At 62.4% G+C, this 15799-nt stretch carries 19 protein-coding genes, 1 tRNA gene and 1 pseudogene; 4 read left to right on the forward strand and 17 right to left on the reverse strand.

Annotation, left to right across the window (positions count from 1 at the left end; genetic code table 11):
* From JCR33_RS19345 to JCR33_RS19375, 7 genes are all read right to left on the reverse strand, one after another.
* A complete protein-coding gene (locus JCR33_RS19345) occupies positions 1–1083 on the reverse strand; it encodes a phage portal protein (protein ID WP_232372697.1) in 1083 nt (360 codons plus the stop codon).
* Positions 1080–1622, reverse strand: a complete 543-nt coding sequence (locus tag JCR33_RS19350; RefSeq protein ID WP_198883773.1) for a hypothetical protein — start codon at positions 1620–1622, stop codon at positions 1080–1082. The genes JCR33_RS19345 and JCR33_RS19350 overlap by 4 nt, the downstream gene beginning before the upstream one ends.
* Positions 1622–2263 carry an HK97 family phage prohead protease gene (locus JCR33_RS19355; RefSeq protein WP_198883774.1) on the reverse strand — a complete coding sequence of 214 codons (642 nt, stop codon included), beginning with the start codon at positions 2261–2263 and terminating at the stop codon, positions 1622–1624. The genes JCR33_RS19350 and JCR33_RS19355 overlap by 1 nt, the downstream gene beginning before the upstream one ends.
* Complete coding sequence (locus tag JCR33_RS19360) at positions 2263–3513, reverse strand: phage major capsid protein (protein WP_198883775.1); 1251 nt, start codon at positions 3511–3513, stop codon at positions 2263–2265. Before JCR33_RS19360 ends, JCR33_RS19355 begins: the two co-directional genes overlap by 1 nt.
* Complete coding sequence (locus JCR33_RS25670; RefSeq protein ID WP_198883776.1) at positions 3476–3799, reverse strand: HNH endonuclease; 324 nt, start codon at positions 3797–3799, stop codon at positions 3476–3478. Before JCR33_RS25670 ends, JCR33_RS19360 begins: the two co-directional genes overlap by 38 nt.
* Positions 3796–5301, reverse strand: coding sequence for a terminase large subunit domain-containing protein (locus JCR33_RS19370; protein WP_198883877.1), 1506 nt, complete (start codon positions 5299–5301; stop codon positions 3796–3798). The genes JCR33_RS25670 and JCR33_RS19370 overlap by 4 nt, the downstream gene beginning before the upstream one ends.
* A 97-nt stretch (positions 5302–5398) precedes the next feature.
* A complete protein-coding gene (locus JCR33_RS19375) occupies positions 5399–5761 on the reverse strand; it encodes a hypothetical protein (protein ID WP_198883777.1) in 363 nt (120 codons plus the stop codon).
* Between the two features lie 216 nt (positions 5762–5977).
* Here JCR33_RS19375 and JCR33_RS19380 point away from each other — a divergent pair, with 216 nt between their 5' ends.
* Positions 5978–6493: a hypothetical protein gene (locus tag JCR33_RS19380; protein ID WP_198883778.1), complete on the forward strand. Its 516-nt coding sequence runs from the start codon at positions 5978–5980 to the stop codon at positions 6491–6493.
* Positions 6494–6969: 476 nt separating this feature from the next.
* Here JCR33_RS19380 and JCR33_RS19385 read toward each other — a convergent pair whose 3' ends face one another.
* The 8 genes from JCR33_RS19385 to JCR33_RS19420 all read right to left on the reverse strand — a co-directional run bounded on the left by JCR33_RS19385 (position 6970) and on the right by JCR33_RS19420 (position 10487).
* Positions 6970–7191, reverse strand: a complete 222-nt coding sequence (locus JCR33_RS19385; RefSeq protein WP_198883779.1) for a hypothetical protein — start codon at positions 7189–7191, stop codon at positions 6970–6972.
* The gene (locus tag JCR33_RS19390; protein WP_198883780.1) at positions 7191–7448 is read right to left on the reverse strand and encodes a hypothetical protein; all 258 of its coding nucleotides are present in this window, start codon (positions 7446–7448) and stop codon (positions 7191–7193) included. Before JCR33_RS19390 ends, JCR33_RS19385 begins: the two co-directional genes overlap by 1 nt.
* Positions 7445–7777, reverse strand: coding sequence for a hypothetical protein (locus tag JCR33_RS25080; RefSeq protein ID WP_198883781.1), 333 nt, complete (start codon positions 7775–7777; stop codon positions 7445–7447). Before JCR33_RS25080 ends, JCR33_RS19390 begins: the two co-directional genes overlap by 4 nt.
* Positions 7774–8016 carry a hypothetical protein gene (locus tag JCR33_RS19400; protein WP_198883782.1) on the reverse strand — a complete coding sequence of 81 codons (243 nt, stop codon included), beginning with the start codon at positions 8014–8016 and terminating at the stop codon, positions 7774–7776. The genes JCR33_RS25080 and JCR33_RS19400 overlap by 4 nt, the downstream gene beginning before the upstream one ends.
* Complete coding sequence (locus tag JCR33_RS19405) at positions 8016–8258, reverse strand: helix-turn-helix transcriptional regulator (RefSeq protein WP_198883783.1); 243 nt, start codon at positions 8256–8258, stop codon at positions 8016–8018. The genes JCR33_RS19400 and JCR33_RS19405 overlap by 1 nt, the downstream gene beginning before the upstream one ends.
* Positions 8259–8322: 64 nt before the next feature.
* Positions 8323–9063: a transcriptional regulator domain-containing protein gene (locus JCR33_RS19410; RefSeq protein ID WP_198883784.1), complete on the reverse strand. Its 741-nt coding sequence runs from the start codon at positions 9061–9063 to the stop codon at positions 8323–8325.
* Entirely contained in the window at positions 9060–10247 is a 1188-nt protein-coding gene (locus tag JCR33_RS19415) for a tyrosine-type recombinase/integrase (RefSeq protein ID WP_198883785.1), read from the reverse strand. The genes JCR33_RS19410 and JCR33_RS19415 overlap by 4 nt, the downstream gene beginning before the upstream one ends.
* Before the next feature lie 147 nt (positions 10248–10394).
* Positions 10395–10487, reverse strand: a tRNA-Ser gene (locus JCR33_RS19420).
* 816 nt (positions 10488–11303) lie between these two features.
* Between JCR33_RS19420 and JCR33_RS19425 the strand changes: the two genes are divergently transcribed.
* From JCR33_RS19425 to JCR33_RS19435, 3 genes are all read left to right on the forward strand, one after another.
* Positions 11304–12041, forward strand: coding sequence for a hypothetical protein (locus JCR33_RS19425; RefSeq protein ID WP_198883786.1), 738 nt, complete (start codon positions 11304–11306; stop codon positions 12039–12041).
* Positions 12042–12115: 74 nt separating this feature from the next.
* Positions 12116–12802 (forward strand): DUF6473 family protein, encoded by a 687-nt coding sequence (locus JCR33_RS19430; RefSeq protein WP_211110435.1) that lies wholly within the window; start codon positions 12116–12118, stop codon positions 12800–12802.
* Between the two features lie 26 nt (positions 12803–12828).
* Positions 12829–13545 (forward strand): hypothetical protein, encoded by a 717-nt coding sequence (locus JCR33_RS19435; protein WP_211110436.1) that lies wholly within the window; start codon positions 12829–12831, stop codon positions 13543–13545.
* A gap of 281 nt (positions 13546–13826) precedes the next feature.
* Here JCR33_RS19435 and JCR33_RS25085 read toward each other — a convergent pair.
* Positions 13827–14658 (reverse strand): annotated as a pseudogene (locus tag JCR33_RS25085) (DDE-type integrase/transposase/recombinase); the annotation flags it as partial.
* A 121-nt stretch (positions 14659–14779) separates the two neighbouring features.
* Positions 14780–15685, reverse strand: a complete 906-nt coding sequence (locus JCR33_RS19450; protein WP_198883791.1) for an EamA family transporter — start codon at positions 15683–15685, stop codon at positions 14780–14782.
* Positions 15686–15799: the final 114 nt, after the last annotated feature.

Genomic DNA, 15799 nt, shown 5'->3' on the forward strand with positions numbered 1-15799 from the left:
TCATTCCCAGTCGATGAACTTGAAGCTGTCCTCGATCGCCTGCGGGTCCAGCCCCGCCTCCTTTGCCTGGGTGAGTGCTTGGACCATGGTGGCGAAGGCGCGCGCTCGGCCGCCGGCATCGAACGCCTGCGTCGGTCGAACTACGTCCATCGTGATGGGTGTTCCCAATTTGTTGGTGGCCTCCTCGGCCATGAGTCCGACCATGGGCTGGAGGACCCATTGCGCCAGGTGCCTCTGGGCCTCGCGCACGAGGGGGCCTTGCGCGTTCGTCGCCCACATCGCCGGCAGCACGCCGAAGGCTGCGAAAATGCTGCTTCGCGACGCCTCTAGGGTCTCCAAGGCCATGCTCTTCGCCATGTCGGGCGTGAGGTCGTTGGGCCTCCAGTCTTGCGCGGGAGCCGGGCCACCGGCCGCTGACACGGCCACCGATTCGCGCACCAGAACGCGGCCTCGCGAGCCCCTGAAGGAACGCTGCATCCGGTTCATGCCGGCTTCGTCGTGCTCCGGCAACGGGACGATTTGAGAGCCAAGCGGAGCGAATTCGTAGATCTCTCCGAGGGCGGTTTCGAGGGCGTGGAGGAGTCCTGCAGAGAGCCGAGCGCGTCGCAGCGGGGCCGATCCGTACCAGGGCGCGACCATGTCCACCGCGGTTCGGAAGTGCAGCACCTCGGCCGCCAGCGCCGTCTCGGTGTGGCCACCGCCGGCATCAGGGATGGAGAGGCGATAGGCCCGTGGTGTTCCGTCTCGCGTGGACACCTCCCAATCCGTGGCCGGTGCCAGGTTATCCTCCCGGATAACCCAAACCGCCTCGCCGCGCAGGGCCAGGGAGCGCGCGGTAGCCGCCATGACCGAGTGGTTAATGAGGTCTGTGCCCACAATATCGGCGAGCGCGAGGCCCGATTCCCACATGGTGACGCAGGTCTGAACCGTGCCCGTCAGCTCGGCCATTCCGCGGGCGCCGCTAATGTACGCCTCGCGCGCCGCGATGATCTCGGCGGTGAAGCCGGAACCGCTGGAGCGGGTCTCGCGAGATGTCCTCAAATCTGATGACATCTCCTCGCGCTTTTGCCAGGGCCACCTCATGCGGTCGTCCTCCGATATGGGCGAAGAAGATCCGCTGCCCCGCTGTTGCGCAGCGCATCGGCCATCCACGACGGCGAGCGACGGTGTGCGATCGAAACGGAGCCCGCGGTGACGGACTCGGACATGACGCCGGGCTTACCGGGCGTGGCCGCCATGAACTCGGCAAGGCGTCGGAAGGCCTCGCCTACCACCTCGGGAAGGTCGCCGCCGCCAACCTCACCAGTGAAGCGGTAGGCCTTGCAGCTCGGGAGGCAGAAGCCGCCGAGTGGCGTCGGCGACAGTTCCACCGCGGTCCAATCGTCCTCGCAGTCCCACACCTCCACGGTGCTGATTGTCGCGGGCGTCAGCGGCGGTACCCATCCGCCGGGACCTTCGACGATCCAAGCGACGGTGCGCGCGGACCACCGGTGGACGATGTACGCCTCGATGCGCTGCCATAGCATCGCCTCATCGAGCGCGGCGGCGGCGGTAGAGAGCGTCAGCCCATGGTCAGGCCATGACGTCGGGACGCCTTCGGTCTGTTTGATCGTCTCGGCCATCACAGCCTCCACCGGTTGAGAAGGTGGCGCGGGCGGGGGGAGATGATCCCCATTGGGTTTATCTCCCAGCTCCGGCCTTCCTCGGCGCCTTCCTCCTCCTTGGCCATCGCCTCGCGGTATGCCGCTACCGTGACAAGGGATAACTCATAGAGGAGCGCAGCGAAGATGGTGCGGATGAGCGCCGTGCCCTCGGCAGGGTCCTCTTCCGTCACCTCCTCAGCCTTGGGGACAGCGCGCGGTGGCGGAATCCGAAAGCCGGGACTGATGCCCCGGATCAAGCCGCTATCGAACGCCGCCGCGAAGTTCCGCCCATAGGGCGCGTCTAGGATTTCCGGCGAGATGTCAGCCTCGAAGGTCAACGCCGCGTCGGTGTCTTTCAGCTTCAAGGTGCCATTGGCGCGAGAGGCGAGCGGCCGATCATAGCTGTGGCCGACCAGGAGGTGGATTTCCTCCTCCGGCCGTTCGACCCGGTAGGCGAAAGCCCGAGGGGCAATCCGCTCCTTGCGAGGCCGCCCACCATTACGCCCGCCGTCGCTCATGACAGCGTTCGAGTTGTACGGGAACGACCCCGTGAGGCGGCGCCCACCGCCCCGCGAGCCGCGACGCAGTTCAAGTTCTCCGATGGCGCCGCCGTACAGCATCACTGAATCCCGCTGATGATCTCAAGCTGGGAAGCGCGGGCCACGGTCACATCCATCGTCGCCAGCGCCGTGATGCGAAGACCGCCGGACTGAGCGTCGCTGAAGGGGTCGCGGATCATGTCCACAGCGCCCCAGGTGCCGACGAAGATCGGCGCGACACCGCCCGCCGAGGTGGTGAGCAACCCAACACTTTCGGCCGGATCACCGGACGGCGCCGCGAGCGCGTTCGTGGTCAGGACCGTGTTGCCGATCTTCGCGGCGATGCGGTCCCACTCGGAGATGGCGAGGCCGGTGATCAGATCGTCCGTGGCGTCCCACACTTCCGGGCGGAGCATCAGCCGGACGCCCGCCGGGCCGGTGGCCGAGTTGGCGAGCATGAAGCGCAGCACCGCGCTACGGAAGGCCGCCCAGTCAGGGGCCGCCCCGATGTCGGTGTTGGTGATGCCGTAGGTCGCCGCCCCGGTGATGACGCCGAGCGGTTCGCCATCGGCGCCGGAGCCCAGGAACACCACCCGATCCATTTCCACCGCGATCGCCGCGTTCATGTCGCGCCGTACGGCCTGCTCCAGCGCCTCGCCGGACTGCTTCAGCGCCTTGCGGGTGATCCTCATCTGAACGCCCAGCGTGTGGTCAGGCGACAGCGCATGATCGGTCGTGGCGTAGGCCGAGGGCGAGGCAACATTGCCCGTCTCCGACGATTGCCAACCCACGGATGCACCCGCGGTAGCAACCGGCCACTCGACGGAGCCGGAGCCGATGTTGATCATGCTCGCGCCCATCCGCCCGGCCACCGAGTCGGGGAATAGGCGATCGATGATCGGGCGCGTCTGCATCGGGTCCGGAGTGCCGGTCGAGACCGTTTCGCCCGCGCGGAGTTCGAGTGCCTGCCACGGCACCGGTACGCCGCGATATCCGTTGGCGCTACGCAGCTCCTGTACCACCTCAGCGGTGCGGCCTTCGAGCTGGCGCCCCTCATCCAGGTAGCGCGCCACCTGGCGCATCTCGAAGCCAGCCACGAGGTCCGCGTATTCGCGCTCGCCGCGGGTCTCCAGCTCGGCACCAGCCTCGCGCCGCTCCTCATCCTCGGCGATCAGAGCCGCACGGTAGCGAGTCTCGTTCTGGCGGAATTCGAGGTCCAGCGTTTCAATCTGCCGGGTCTCGTCTTCACTCGGATTGTCGTTCGCCACCAGCGGGGCGAGCGCCTGCCTGATCTCAGACTGTCGGCGCTGGATCTTCACAGAAGTCAGCATCGTCTAGTTCCTCACGTAGGAGCCTCGTCCACGCGAGGCGTTGGGGGTTGGGGAGAGAGCGCCCCTGTTCGAGGCAAGTTTTTCGGGAGTGACAGGGCACGCACAGCGCCTGGAGGTTGGCGGGGTCCCACGCGCGTTCGGGATGTGTCCGAACCGGGTGACGGTGATCCACTTCCAGCCGGCCGCGAGCGCCGCACTCGACGCATTGGAACCCATCCCGCCGAAGGATGTCCCAGCGCAGCCTCGCCCATCGTTTGGAGCGGGTGATGTGAGCGGAATGCCTCATGCCCAAAAGACCCTCCGGGCCGGCTGAGACCGGGCCGTCATGCGCGCCCCTTCGGCCACGGCTAATACTGTCGCACTCGCCGCATCGATCCGACCGTTACTTCTCGCCTTGGCAAGTTTCATGTTGTTTGCAGGATCACGAAGTACAATGGCATCCGCGAAGGCGCTGCGGAGTAGTAAAGACGGGAGGGACACAACCTTGCCGTCGAAAGCCGCGCGCTGGAACCGCTCGCAGTCCTCACCGCCGTCCTTGAAGCCGAACCCACGCCACGTGACGGGCGTCCTGATGCCGACCGCGTCCATCGCCTCGCCCAACTCGGATTGGCGATACCGGTCAGCCAGGATTGCCGCGATGCTTTCGCCGGCAACGTGCTGCATCACCACCTTGAGCCATGGCGCCACCGGGACCGTTTGGTCACCGAGAGCTGCCAGCTCGCCCCGGTCCAGCATCTCGACGTAGCGGCTGGACACGCCGTCCCGCTGCCCCCTGTCCAGCAGGGAGGGCTTAGAGGGGAACCAGCCGAGGGTTTCGAGGCGGTGGGTCTCCGGCCAATAGTAGGCCGCCGCCGACATGCTGGAGGAGCCGCCGAGGTCGATCCCGATCACGCACGGGCCGGAGCGCGGGGGCACGTCCTGCGCCTCGCATTGCAACCACTCGTCCACAGTCAGCAGGCAATCACGGTTCTCGGCGGCGACGCGTTCGTTGCGGTGGTAGAGCCGGTAGCTCGTGAGGGTAGATCCACCGCGAGCGATGGCGCGCCGAGCCTGCGCCTCCAGCCACTCAAGGCTTGCGCCGATGCCGCCCTTGGCACCCGGGTTGGCGATCAGGAGGCTTTCGCGATCGTCTGCAGGGAGAGCCGGAGCGGGTCGGTGCTCCTGGACGTAGACCCCCTCCTGGGGCTCATCCAGCCAACGGCTGAACGGGTGCGCGTCGTCGCTCGCGCTGGTGCTGATGATCAGCGCCTTGCCGTTCCTCTTGCCGAGGCCGGTGAGCAGCGCGTGCTCCAGCGCATCGCCCTTGTCGAGAGCCCAATGTCCCCGTTCATCCATCAGCACGAAAGTCGGTGACGTGCCGAGGGCCGATTTGCCGTCTGCGGCGAGCACGCGAATCTCATGCTCGTTATCGAGGGTGACCGAGAGGATCGGCGAGCGCCGGAACTGGAGCCGGGCGCGTATCTCGTCCGGGAGCGAGCGAGCCAAACCTTCGATGTACTGCCACGCGACGCGGCCCTGATCGCGCGTGCGTGCCGCTACCAGGATTTCCCGCCGGGGCTGATCATCCCAAACGCCTAGGAGAGCACCTAGTGCGAGGCCGGCCGACAGCGCCGTCTTGCCGTTGCCGCGTCCGACGCTGAGGCAGGCCACGTTCACGTCGTTGGACAGCGCGCCCTTGATAAACTGCCGCTGGAACGGAGCGAGCTTCAGAGGCCGGCCCGCCATCGGTCCTTCTGGGATCTCCAGCGAGGTCAAGAAACGGGTTGCGAGTGTCGAGGGGGTTGCCATCACCACCACCCCTCGTAGCGAGAGAGAAAGACCCAGCCCGCGTACCTGGCTCCCTCCAAGGTGCCGACCATTGGGACCAAATGCGCACTGAGCGCGCTCATCGGCGAGCCTGCAGGGTGAACGTCGCGTTCGCCGGGTCGGTGGTGATGTTGATGATGTTGTAGGTGAGCCCATCCACTGTGACCGTCTCGGACGAGGTCGGGACGATGGAGAGCGTGGTGGCGAGGACGACGATCTTCACGTCGTTCTGCTGGATCAGCGTTCCGTCCACCACGTCTTGATCCCACTCGTCCCGCCAACCACGGCACGGGTATTCGGTGGGCACGGGATCGGTTGGCGGGTCCCAGGGGTTCGCAGGCTCGCCGCCTTCCATGCGCGTGACGGTCACGGCGTACGGCACACCCTCGGCTTCGAGGGCGGCGGCAATCTCAGTGGCGAGCGGTCCGACCAGGAGCGACATGGCTATATCCGTTGGTGCGGTACCCTAATACCACTTAGTCTGCTATGGTTCAAGATAAATTTGAGGTATCCACATGCAGGAATAGAGCGCTATCAGACGCTATCAATCGCTATCAATCGCTATCATAGCAAATGCTATCTACTGATATGCTATCATATGCTATTGCGCGCTAGCGTGCGCCCGCCTATCTTGTGCTAGCATATGATAGGAGGTGCTATGGTTCTTGTCCAAGCGAATGCCCGCGTCCCGGAAGAAGCCCGCCCGGTTCTGCTCGCGGTTGCCGCCCGCCTTCGGGACGAGCCGGACTTCCTGGCCCGCCTCAATGCCCTCTTGGAGGACGACGCCGCGGCTACCCGGTGGGCCGATCGTTTCGAGGCGCTCGAGCAGAGGATCCAGGCACTGGAGGCGGAGCGGGGGCCGGGCGGGGCGAACAACCCGCACGGTCTTGGCGGTCACTCTGGCAAGACCGCCAAAGAGATTGTCACCGTTAACAATGTACACGACCGGCCTACCGGAACGTCGGCCGCTGCCGATGGCACCGACTGGAGCGCTCGCGCTGCCGCCATCGAGGTGTCCTCCGGCGAGGGACGGGGCCGTCGCCTGACAGAAGCCGGTTCCGCCCTGTTCGATGAAATGGCCGGCGCGGGTCTTAGCGCACAGGACATCGCAAAAACCCTGGGGATGACGCGGCCCTCTGCGGCTTCGCGCCTCAAAAAAATCGGAGGAGGCTGAGGCCGTCGCTCCCCCGTTTTGGGGAGCGGCACCGCCTTTGGGCGCCGACGCTTATCACCGTGCAGTTTTTGTTCTTCCCTGCTGAACGATGGAAGGAGCGGTGGTGAGGACGCACCACTCCCTTGCAGGGGAGTGAGCGCGTCCTTTCAGTCCTGAACGACGGAGCCGTCGCGTATGGAGCCTGACGTGCATCGGATCAGTGAGGGCCGGCGGGGGGCTTGCGCCATAACCGGCAGGGACGGGGCTGGCCTGTCGTCCCATGCTCACTGCCACTCAATTCCAGCGGCGTCCCACGTCGCCGATCCGACGACGGCGTGGGTTCGATGTCTCCATCTTCCGAGCGGTGGCGGTATCCCGCGCACTATGCGGTATCCCGCGGGTTAGGGGTTGATTCGAAAAAGTGCCCGGTGGCCGGTTGGGGTCCTTGTCCCCCTGTGAGCGGCCAGACGATATGGTGGGCTATGGAGGGGCGCCGCCTACTTGGCGGGCGGCGTCCAAACGAACTTGTTCTCGCGCGTCAGACGGGCAAAACCTCGCTTCATGAAGTGCATGCCGAGCTTCAAGCCGAGCTTCTCGCGCCCCTCGAAGCGGCTAACCTCACCCGCAACGGCTGCGTTGCCGAGTTCGATAGCGCTCACCTCGCGGCGGGATATGAGGAGCTTGAGCGCCTGCCTCTCTCGTAGATCACGCCTGCGCATCAGCCGGCGTCTCCGTCCACCTTGCCGAGGAAGCCGCGGTCGGAAAGCTCAAGCCGGCGGCGGTTCATCTCGGGATAACTGAGGCCGGGAATGATCTCCGACGGCCCCTTGGTCGGCTGGATGCGGATGCGCCACAGACCGACGCTGTCGGGGTCCGGCTCGACCACGAACGTGTCGCGATCACTCGGGCCACGAAGCGTCTTCCGACCGGCCTTGAATGCCGAGGCCTCGGCAGCGAGCTTCTTGTGCAGGGTCACGCCGCTTCCTCCCGCTTCTCTGCGTGGAGGCGTTGGTGATGCGTACGGCATAACCAGCGGATCGCGAGCGGCCGCGTGTGGTCGTCATGGTGCGCGTCCGCCGGCTCGGCCCCACAGATCTCGCAGGGCTTGCGGTTGATGATGCCACGGCGGATCGCAGACCGGACGGCGTTGTGCGCCCAGAGGGCGAGCGGGTTCGCGGCGTTCCATTTCGCTTGCGATGAGATGGTGTCGGGGCTATCTTTCGCTCCGACGGTTGCTTTGCTGTCTCGATCTGCCCGGTTGCCGTCTGCCAACGGCGCCGGGCCCTTCACTTCCTCCTCCGTCATGCGGCACCGCCCTTGGTTGCCGCATGGTATTCGGCTAGGAGTGCGTGAAAGACCAAAACAGAGTCGACGAGGTCAATGCCGCCCCGCACTAGTGGATCGAGTTCGTCCGCGCTAAGCCCGTCCGCGGCGATCTTTTCGGAGGCAGCCAGGTAAAAGCGAACCCGACTTTCGAGAACGTCGAACTCGTCAACGAGGGCCATCACCGTCGGCGCTGGCTCGGTCTTTTCGGTGTCAGCCATCACGCGGCCTCCACCATGTTGCGGCGGGACGCGCGGCTGGCCACCCAAGCTTCCAACTCGGCGACGATGAGGCCCTTGCGGCCGGGCGAGCATTCGATGGGCTTAGGGAAGGCGGGATCGGTGTCGATCAGCTTATAGCCGGTCGAGCGGCCGACGCCGACCATGCGGAAACCGGCGACCAGGGGAACAACGAGAGGCTTCGGCGCCTCCGTGGCTCGGTAGGTTTCCATCTGGAAGGTCATGTCCATCTCCGTTCAAAGGGATGACATGATTAGTATCCGCGACAGCCTAGTACGGCATTCCGATTTAAGAGAGAGGCTTATCTCGTAAGCGGCAGCCTCGCTCGTATGCCTCTTGTGCTCGACTTGGTGCCTTGTCTTGGCCAGGCCAAAGCACTTCGGTCATCTCCTTCCATGTGATTGCCGGCTCCTGTTCTTTAGCGTCGATGGCACGTAGAGCGGATATCCGATCTACCTTCCGGTTGCGGCGCCGTTTCGGGGGGGCATCATCTTCCTCCCCATCCTCGTCAGCCCACCCGATTAGATATTCACGCGCCTTTTCGAGTTGCTTCTTAAGCGGCATGCGCCGGTCAAATGTTACCGCAGTTAGTTCGTGTTCGTCGTATTCGGGAAATCCAAACTCGAACCCGTCGTACTCTGCAAACTCGACATAGATTACTTGGCTTTCCCCGATTGCCGGGTTGAGTAGACTGTACATGCCGTATTTCGCCGGGTCGGGCGCGTCTATTGAAAAGCCTGGCATGTCGGGATGCTCGAATGCAATTTCTTCAAGTCGCCCACGCTCTTCCTCTGTGAAAACGCCTAATTCGCTTTCGGGGACAACCATACCAGTTGCAACTGCATGCGCGATCAAATGCTTCTGACTCCAGGTGATTGACTTTCGTATAGGAGCCGCCACCTCCTCGAAATCACGTCTATATTCATCTCTGCGGCGTAGAAATTCCCACCGCCATCGCTTCTCGGACCATCCTTCGACATAACCGTAATCGTCGAGGTCTCGCCAATCTGGAGTGCCCCAATCCATCATCGCTCGGCCTCTGAACTGATCGGAGACACCTTGTCCCAAGAGATGCAGTGCATGGCCCACTGCTTCATCAGCGCCCGCCGTCGCGTGAAGTGGTCGGAGCGGTTATAGGCAGCGGCCACACGGTCCCCAGCAGCGTGTGCCAACGCCGCCTCGCGAACCTCAATCGTCGCGTCGGTGCACTCCGTCACCCATGTAGAAAAACTGGAGCGAAAACCGTGGACGGTCAGCTCGTCCAACTCCATGCGTTTCAAGACGGCGCCGAGCGTCATGTCCGACATGGGCCGACCGCGTTTCGCACCGGGGAACACCAGCTCGTCTGGCTCGCCCTTGGGCAGCGCTTCGAGGATGGCGAGGGCGGCCGGTGAGAGGGGGACCCGGTGCTCGCGCCCAGCCTTCATCCGATTGGCGGGAACAGTCCACACCGCCTTGTCCATGTCGATCTCTGACCACGTTGCACCGCGGACCTCGCCGCTCCGAGCCGCGGTCAGAACGGTGAAGGTGAGGGCGCGCGCTGCCGTCCCTCGCCGAGCGGCGAGCGCCTTCATGAAGGTCGGTACCTCCCCGTAGGGCATGGCCCCGTGGTGGCCGCGCCTGAGTTTCCCGGCGGCGGGGAGGACGGCGGAGAGATGGCCGCGCCAGATGGCTGGATTGATGCCGTCCCGCCATCCTCGCGCACGGGCGAAGTCTAGGACACGTTCTATCCGGCCGCGGACCCGAGACGCGGTCTCGGCCTTCGTGTGCCATATGGGTGTTAGGCACGCGAGCACGTCGTTGGTATCGATCTCGGCGACGCTCTTATCGGCCATCGGCTTGCAGTAGGTGCCGAGTGTGTTGCGCCACTGCTGCCGGTGCTTCGGGTTCTTCCAGCCCGCCTCCATGCTGTCGACGAACTGCTCGGCCGCCTCGGCGAATGTGGGGACGGTGGGTGCAGCCTCGGCCTTGGTGAACGGGTCCTCGCCGTCATCCATTGCAATGCGGATTCGCGCCGCAGCCTTGCGAGCGTCGGCGAGCGTCACCTTGGGGAAAGCCCCGAGGCCCTTTTCACGGCGCCGGCCGCCCTTGTTGGTGATGAACTTCCAGCCGCGCCACCCGCCCGGCTTCACATGGAGATAGAGCCCTCCACCATCGGCGTGGCGTCCTTCGTCGAGGGCCTTCACCTGGGTCGCTGTGAGTCTTCCAGCCATCCCGCGTGCCTCATGTGCCTAACGGGGTGCCTAACGCAAACCCCGGATATGGACACATAATTGCGAACGCGGATGGACCGCCGCAAGAGGCAAGGCCCGGGATTCCTGGGGCTTTTGGATGCGAGTGGACGGCATTGGAAGGGTAGATGGCGGAGCCGGAGGGATTCGAACCCTCGAGACGGGTTTACCCCGCCTAACGGTTTAGCAAACCGCCGCCTTCAGCCTCTCGGCCACGGCTCCTTATTGATTTACAAGGGTTTTTTGCCCTTGCCGCCGCTGCGCTTCGGCACTCCTCGTGCCGGCTTGGCACGCGCCGTGCGCGCGAAGCTCGGTAGCATGGCGACTGACGCTTCCGCAAGGCGCCTTTGCTCGACGTCACGGGTGCGGTGTTGCGCAGTCCCGGGCGTGGGGTGTCCCGGCGTGGCGGCGGGGGCGGCGTGCGTTTCGGCGAGCGTGTCTGCGTGGGTGGCGCGCGGGACCTTGGAGGGTGCACCCTTCGGCGTGTCCGCTCGCGCCGGCGCCGCGGCCACCGTTGTATCGGAGGAACTGGCGATCGGCCATCGTTCAGACGCGGCACCTACCGGCGGCGAGCCCACGCTTTTGCCCCACCTCCGCCGCAGGGCGCGGCGCCGGTTCAGCCGCAGCGCCGCATCGGCAGCTGCATCGCTCGGACGGGGAGCGGGACCTCGTGGCGCCTTGACCGTCGCTGACAGGTGATTGAGCGCACTGTTGCGTCGCGATGCTCTCACGCTTCCGTCGTCTAACCCTTCACGACAGCCGTCGGGCTGAAATACGCATTGCTTTCAACCCACTCGTCGCGACGCGCCGCACCTGTCGCCTTTGCTTGAAGTGAGTTTTCCGGTGCTCCGGAAAGCGTCGACACGACGAGCATAACACCCTATCCTCCCGACGTGAGGCCAAATAGTCCGACGAGAGATGCTCTAATGAAACTTCCTGTTGCGCAGCAACGCCAAGTTACAACTATATATTGTGAGAGGTATATAACTACGTCGACTTCGGAAGTTCTGACTGCAACCCTTGTGAGGGGGCGAGTAGATGAATAAAGTCGTTATTGTTACTAAGGCCCGTAGCGGGTCAAATTTACTCTTATCCCTCTTGAATAGTCACCCCGATTTCTATTTCCATGGGGAAGTTTATAAGCCTGGTTTTGTTGCAACCTTCAGGACGAGCGGAAAATTTAGAAGAATTTATGGGGTAGAACCCATAGAATTACGTGAAAATGATCCGATTAAATTTCTCGATGCAATATATAGTACGTCGCCTCGGAAACAGAAGGCGGTTGGATTTAAGCTTTTCTTTTATCACAATAAAGATGTTTTAGATTATATTATTAATGATAAAGATATTAAAATCGTCCTTCTTGAGCGTGAAAATAGATTGGCATCGTTTTCGTCTCTCCTGATTGGGCAGCGGACGTCGACGTGGCAACAGCAGGTTGATAAGGACGAAAATAGTGCATCGCCAGGTACCGTGAAGGTTGATTTCAAAGTCGAGGATTTGATTGAGTACAAGCGAAAAACAGATAGAACGTACGAGAGGTTTCGCAATAGAATCACTGACCCGTCAAGATTGTTCGAGGCCCGTTATCACGAGCTGCTTGATTCGGAATTTCAACAAAGATTAGTGTCATTTCTTGGCGGGGAGCCCAATGTGCCGCTCGAGGCGGGGGTTGTGAAGCAAAATCCAGCCAAATTGGTCGATCGCTTTACGAATGCTCAAGATGTAATGAGCTACTTGGAATCTGCTGGATTATCCCATTGGGCCGAGGAGTAATTTAGATGAATTATCAGTTCTATGATTGAGAAGCATTTCGGTACGATTTATATCGCATCGATGGAATTGGTTATTTGCGTGGTCCAGACCCTCGACCGTTGACCCCGGGACAATATATCTCCGCTATTGGATCAGCCCATACGTTTGGGCGATTTGCGCAAATTCCTTTTCATCAGAAATTAATGGATAGTATTGGTATTCCTATCATCAATTTATCTACATCCGCCGTGGACCCGAGTTATTTTTCTGAAAAAGAGCGGATTATTGAAATTATTAATTCTGGCGCCGCGTGTGTCGTGCAATTGGTTTCGGCGCGCTCCTGTGGAAATAGCGAATATACTAATCGTGTTTGGCGGAACAGCGTGTTCCAAAAAGTGGCTGATGGGCCTGATGGGCCAATGATGCAAGAATTTGATATTTATCCTGAATTGTGGGAGCGCGATCGAGATCACGCCATCCAGTTACTGAGTGAAAGCCAAGATACTTGGATTGAGGAGATGCAACAATTATTATCACAGATTGTTGTTCCGAAAGTTCTGCTATGGTTTTCCTCAAGGGCGCCCGAGCTGGAGTATAATAAAGAAAGCTACGTTAAGTACGTAGGAGATTTTCCTCAGCTAGTTGACCGTCGGATGGTCGATGCCGTTGCTCCACTAGGCGATGCCTATGTCGAAGTTGTGAGCCAAGATGGTTTACCGGTGGAATTCAAGAATCGCTATGTGGGGGGGGGCATTGTTATTTTGGCACAAAACAGCGCGTAAGCCATGGTTACTATCCGTCACAAGAAATGCACAATGCAGCGGCAGAGGCGCTTGCGCCAACGTTGAAGAATATATTGGCCGAAGCCCCTCAATCCGCACCTGGTGCGCCGTCTTTGTCACTCGGTGCCCACTCGAAAATACTGGAGTTGGCGCGAATTGCAGCGCAAGTGCCCCGTGACCCTGAGCCTTATGCGCTGGTTTCTTTCCTTGAGTCGATAAACGCCTACCACTTCGATATTGATGCATCAGGCGGCGTGATGATAAAAGGTAAGATTGATGGGTACTTTGGCGGCTTCATTGCGGCATGTGGGGATCTGGCAACTGATAACGACCCTGTCCGCTTGCTTGTTATTTCAAATCAAGACTTAATTGAGTCAATAGAGCTTCCTGTGCTTGCGGAGGGGGCAGCAATTCTTGTCAGGGGTGCTGTTCGGCACGGTGAAGATGGCGCTTTGGTTCAAAGTTTAATGGCCGCAGGCCTGGTACCTCTAGCGCTTTTTGATACAATGCTTCTTATGAACACTCGGAGTGACAGCAGGGGGTTGCTGCGGTCTATTGTAGCATCGTTGAACGCTCGTCATAACCCTGGTTGGCGTCGCTCGACAATACGTTACTTAGATAAGGGGAGTTTTCCTCTATATATCAGCCGGGGACCATCAGAGTACGACCTGGACCAACTGGAAATCGTTCAGACTGAGCGGAGTATGAGGAAAAAGGCTCCGAGTAAGATCCCAAGCATGTAGGTGCCGTCTGCGCTCAGCGTCGGCATCTCGTCGGATCAAGCCCGAGGCAATCGGGCTCGATCGTCCACCACTTGTCGGCGAGTTTGTGCGGCGGCAGGAGGCGACTGCGGGTGGCGAAGCGGCTCATGGTCGTTGCCGGAGAAGCGTTTGCCGGTGGCCTCTTTTGTGATCCGCTCTATCCGTTCCAGCGTAAGCGTCCTGAGCTGGCCCCCCTTGTCTGGATCACCCCCGTTGGAGTTTCGCGGCTTCATCGGGACGGCTGGCCGGTGACGGGGCCCTCGATCGGTCGGCTTGCCCGGACGCGAGAAGTCGAGGGCGACGCCGTTGGCGTCGGCCCACGGGTCGAGATCGCGCGAGACGAACTCCGAGCCCTGGTTGGCCCGGATTGTCTTCGGCGTCCCGAGCTCGGTGCAGACGTGCTCCAATGTCGCCATCACGTCCTCGACCCGGTCGCTGAGCTTCGCATCAACAGCCGGCGCGTACTGGAAGAACGTGTCGACGATCCTCGGGATCCGCGGCTCGCGCCGGGGCGCCAGCTGAATGTGGACGACGTCCATCGCCCATGTCTCGTTCGCGGCGGTGGCCGGAACGCGGTCCGCGCGCAGCTTCGCCTTCACCCGCGGCTTCGGCGACTTCGATCTCAACTGCAGCCCAACTCGTTGTAAATGCGATGAGTTCGCTTGTGGTTGATTGTCCCGCCCTCGCGGCGCAGCGGAACATGGACGCGCCGACAACCGGAGCGCACCCCGCGTCGTCCAGATGTCCTTGATCCTCTCGGCCAACGGGGCCTGCTCGGGCCGATGGGACCGGTCGTGGTGCGTCGACGTGCGGAACTCGAACGCTCGGCATGCTCGCCGGATCGACGCGCCCCACTCCCGGCAGACCTCGTCCACCAGCTTGCGTTTCCGGATAGGCTTCGGAGCTTTCGGCGGATCACGTCCTGCCGCATCTCGCGGTTGAGGCTGAGATGGCCACCAACTTGTTCAGCTTGGCGTTCTCGTCCTCGAGCTGCTTCAGTCGCTGCATCTCCGCCGGCAGCAGCCGACCGTGCTTCTTGTTCCAGTGGAAGAACGTCGCGGAGCTGGTCCCCGCCTTCCGGCGCGCCTCCGCCACCGACCGTGCACCGTCGTACGCGCATTCCAATGCGGGTTGTTCACCTCATCGGGCTCCGCCGGTGGTTTGGCGATTCCAGCCTAAACCCGATGCGGGTGAACAACCTTCCGAGACGTCACAACTAGCCGCTGCTTGCCGCGATGAGGACGGCGACGCCGGCGACGACGAGGATCATGCCGAAGATCTGCCGCGGCGTGGTCGCCTCGGCGAGGCGGCGCGAGACGACGTGGGCGAACAGCACCTCCACGAGGCCGAGGGTGCGCACGTTGGCGGTCGAGGTGAGCGAGAAGCCGAGAAACCAGAATTGCGTCGCGAGCGCGCCCATGGCGCCGGCGAACAGCGATTGGCGCCATGCCGCGATCGTCGCGACGATGACGCCGCGATTGGTGACCGCGAGCCAGCCGATGAGCATCGCGGACTGGATCGCCTGGGCCCAGACGAGGGTGGTGGTGGCGCGCACGAAGTTGCTGGCGTCGCCGAGCGACAGGATGGCGCCGCGAAAGCCCACCGACGCGCAGGCGAAGGCGGCCGCGGAGGCGAGGCCGAACAGGGCCGGCCGCAGCGCCCCGCTGCGTGCCAGCGAGGCCCCGCGCACCTGCGACATCACGATGACGCCGACCGTCGCCACGACGATGCCGACGACCCCGAGCGTGCTCAGCCGGTCGCCGAGAATGAGGAAGCCGAACACCGCCACCTGGATCGGCTCGGTCTTCATATAGGCGACGGTGATCGAGAAGGTGGTGATGCGCATCGATGCCAGCATCAGCGCCGTGCCGGCGATCTGGCACGCCGAGGCTAAGGCTACCTGGCCGACATAGAAGAGGCTCGGGGAGGGGACCGCTTCGCCGGTGACGTTGACCACGATGATCAGGAACGCGATCGCGAACGGCAGCCCGTAGAGAAAGCGCACGAGCGTCGCCCCGAGCGTGCCGAGGGACGCGGTGAGGTGGCGTTGCATGACGTTGCGCGCCGTCTGAGCGGCGGAGGCGCTGACGGTCGCCAGCACCCAAAGGGGTATGAAAGTCATCGAGAAGGTATCGCTTCGACGCTCGGGCACGCGGGCGCGTGCCATTCAGGAATGTACAGACTATGCGCCAGTCGCGCGCCGTCGGCAAACCCGTATCCGTCGCGCGGCATCGCC

It is taken from the genome of Acuticoccus mangrovi (assembly GCF_016411865.1).
Lineage (GTDB): Bacteria > Pseudomonadota > Alphaproteobacteria > Rhizobiales > Amorphaceae > Acuticoccus > Acuticoccus mangrovi.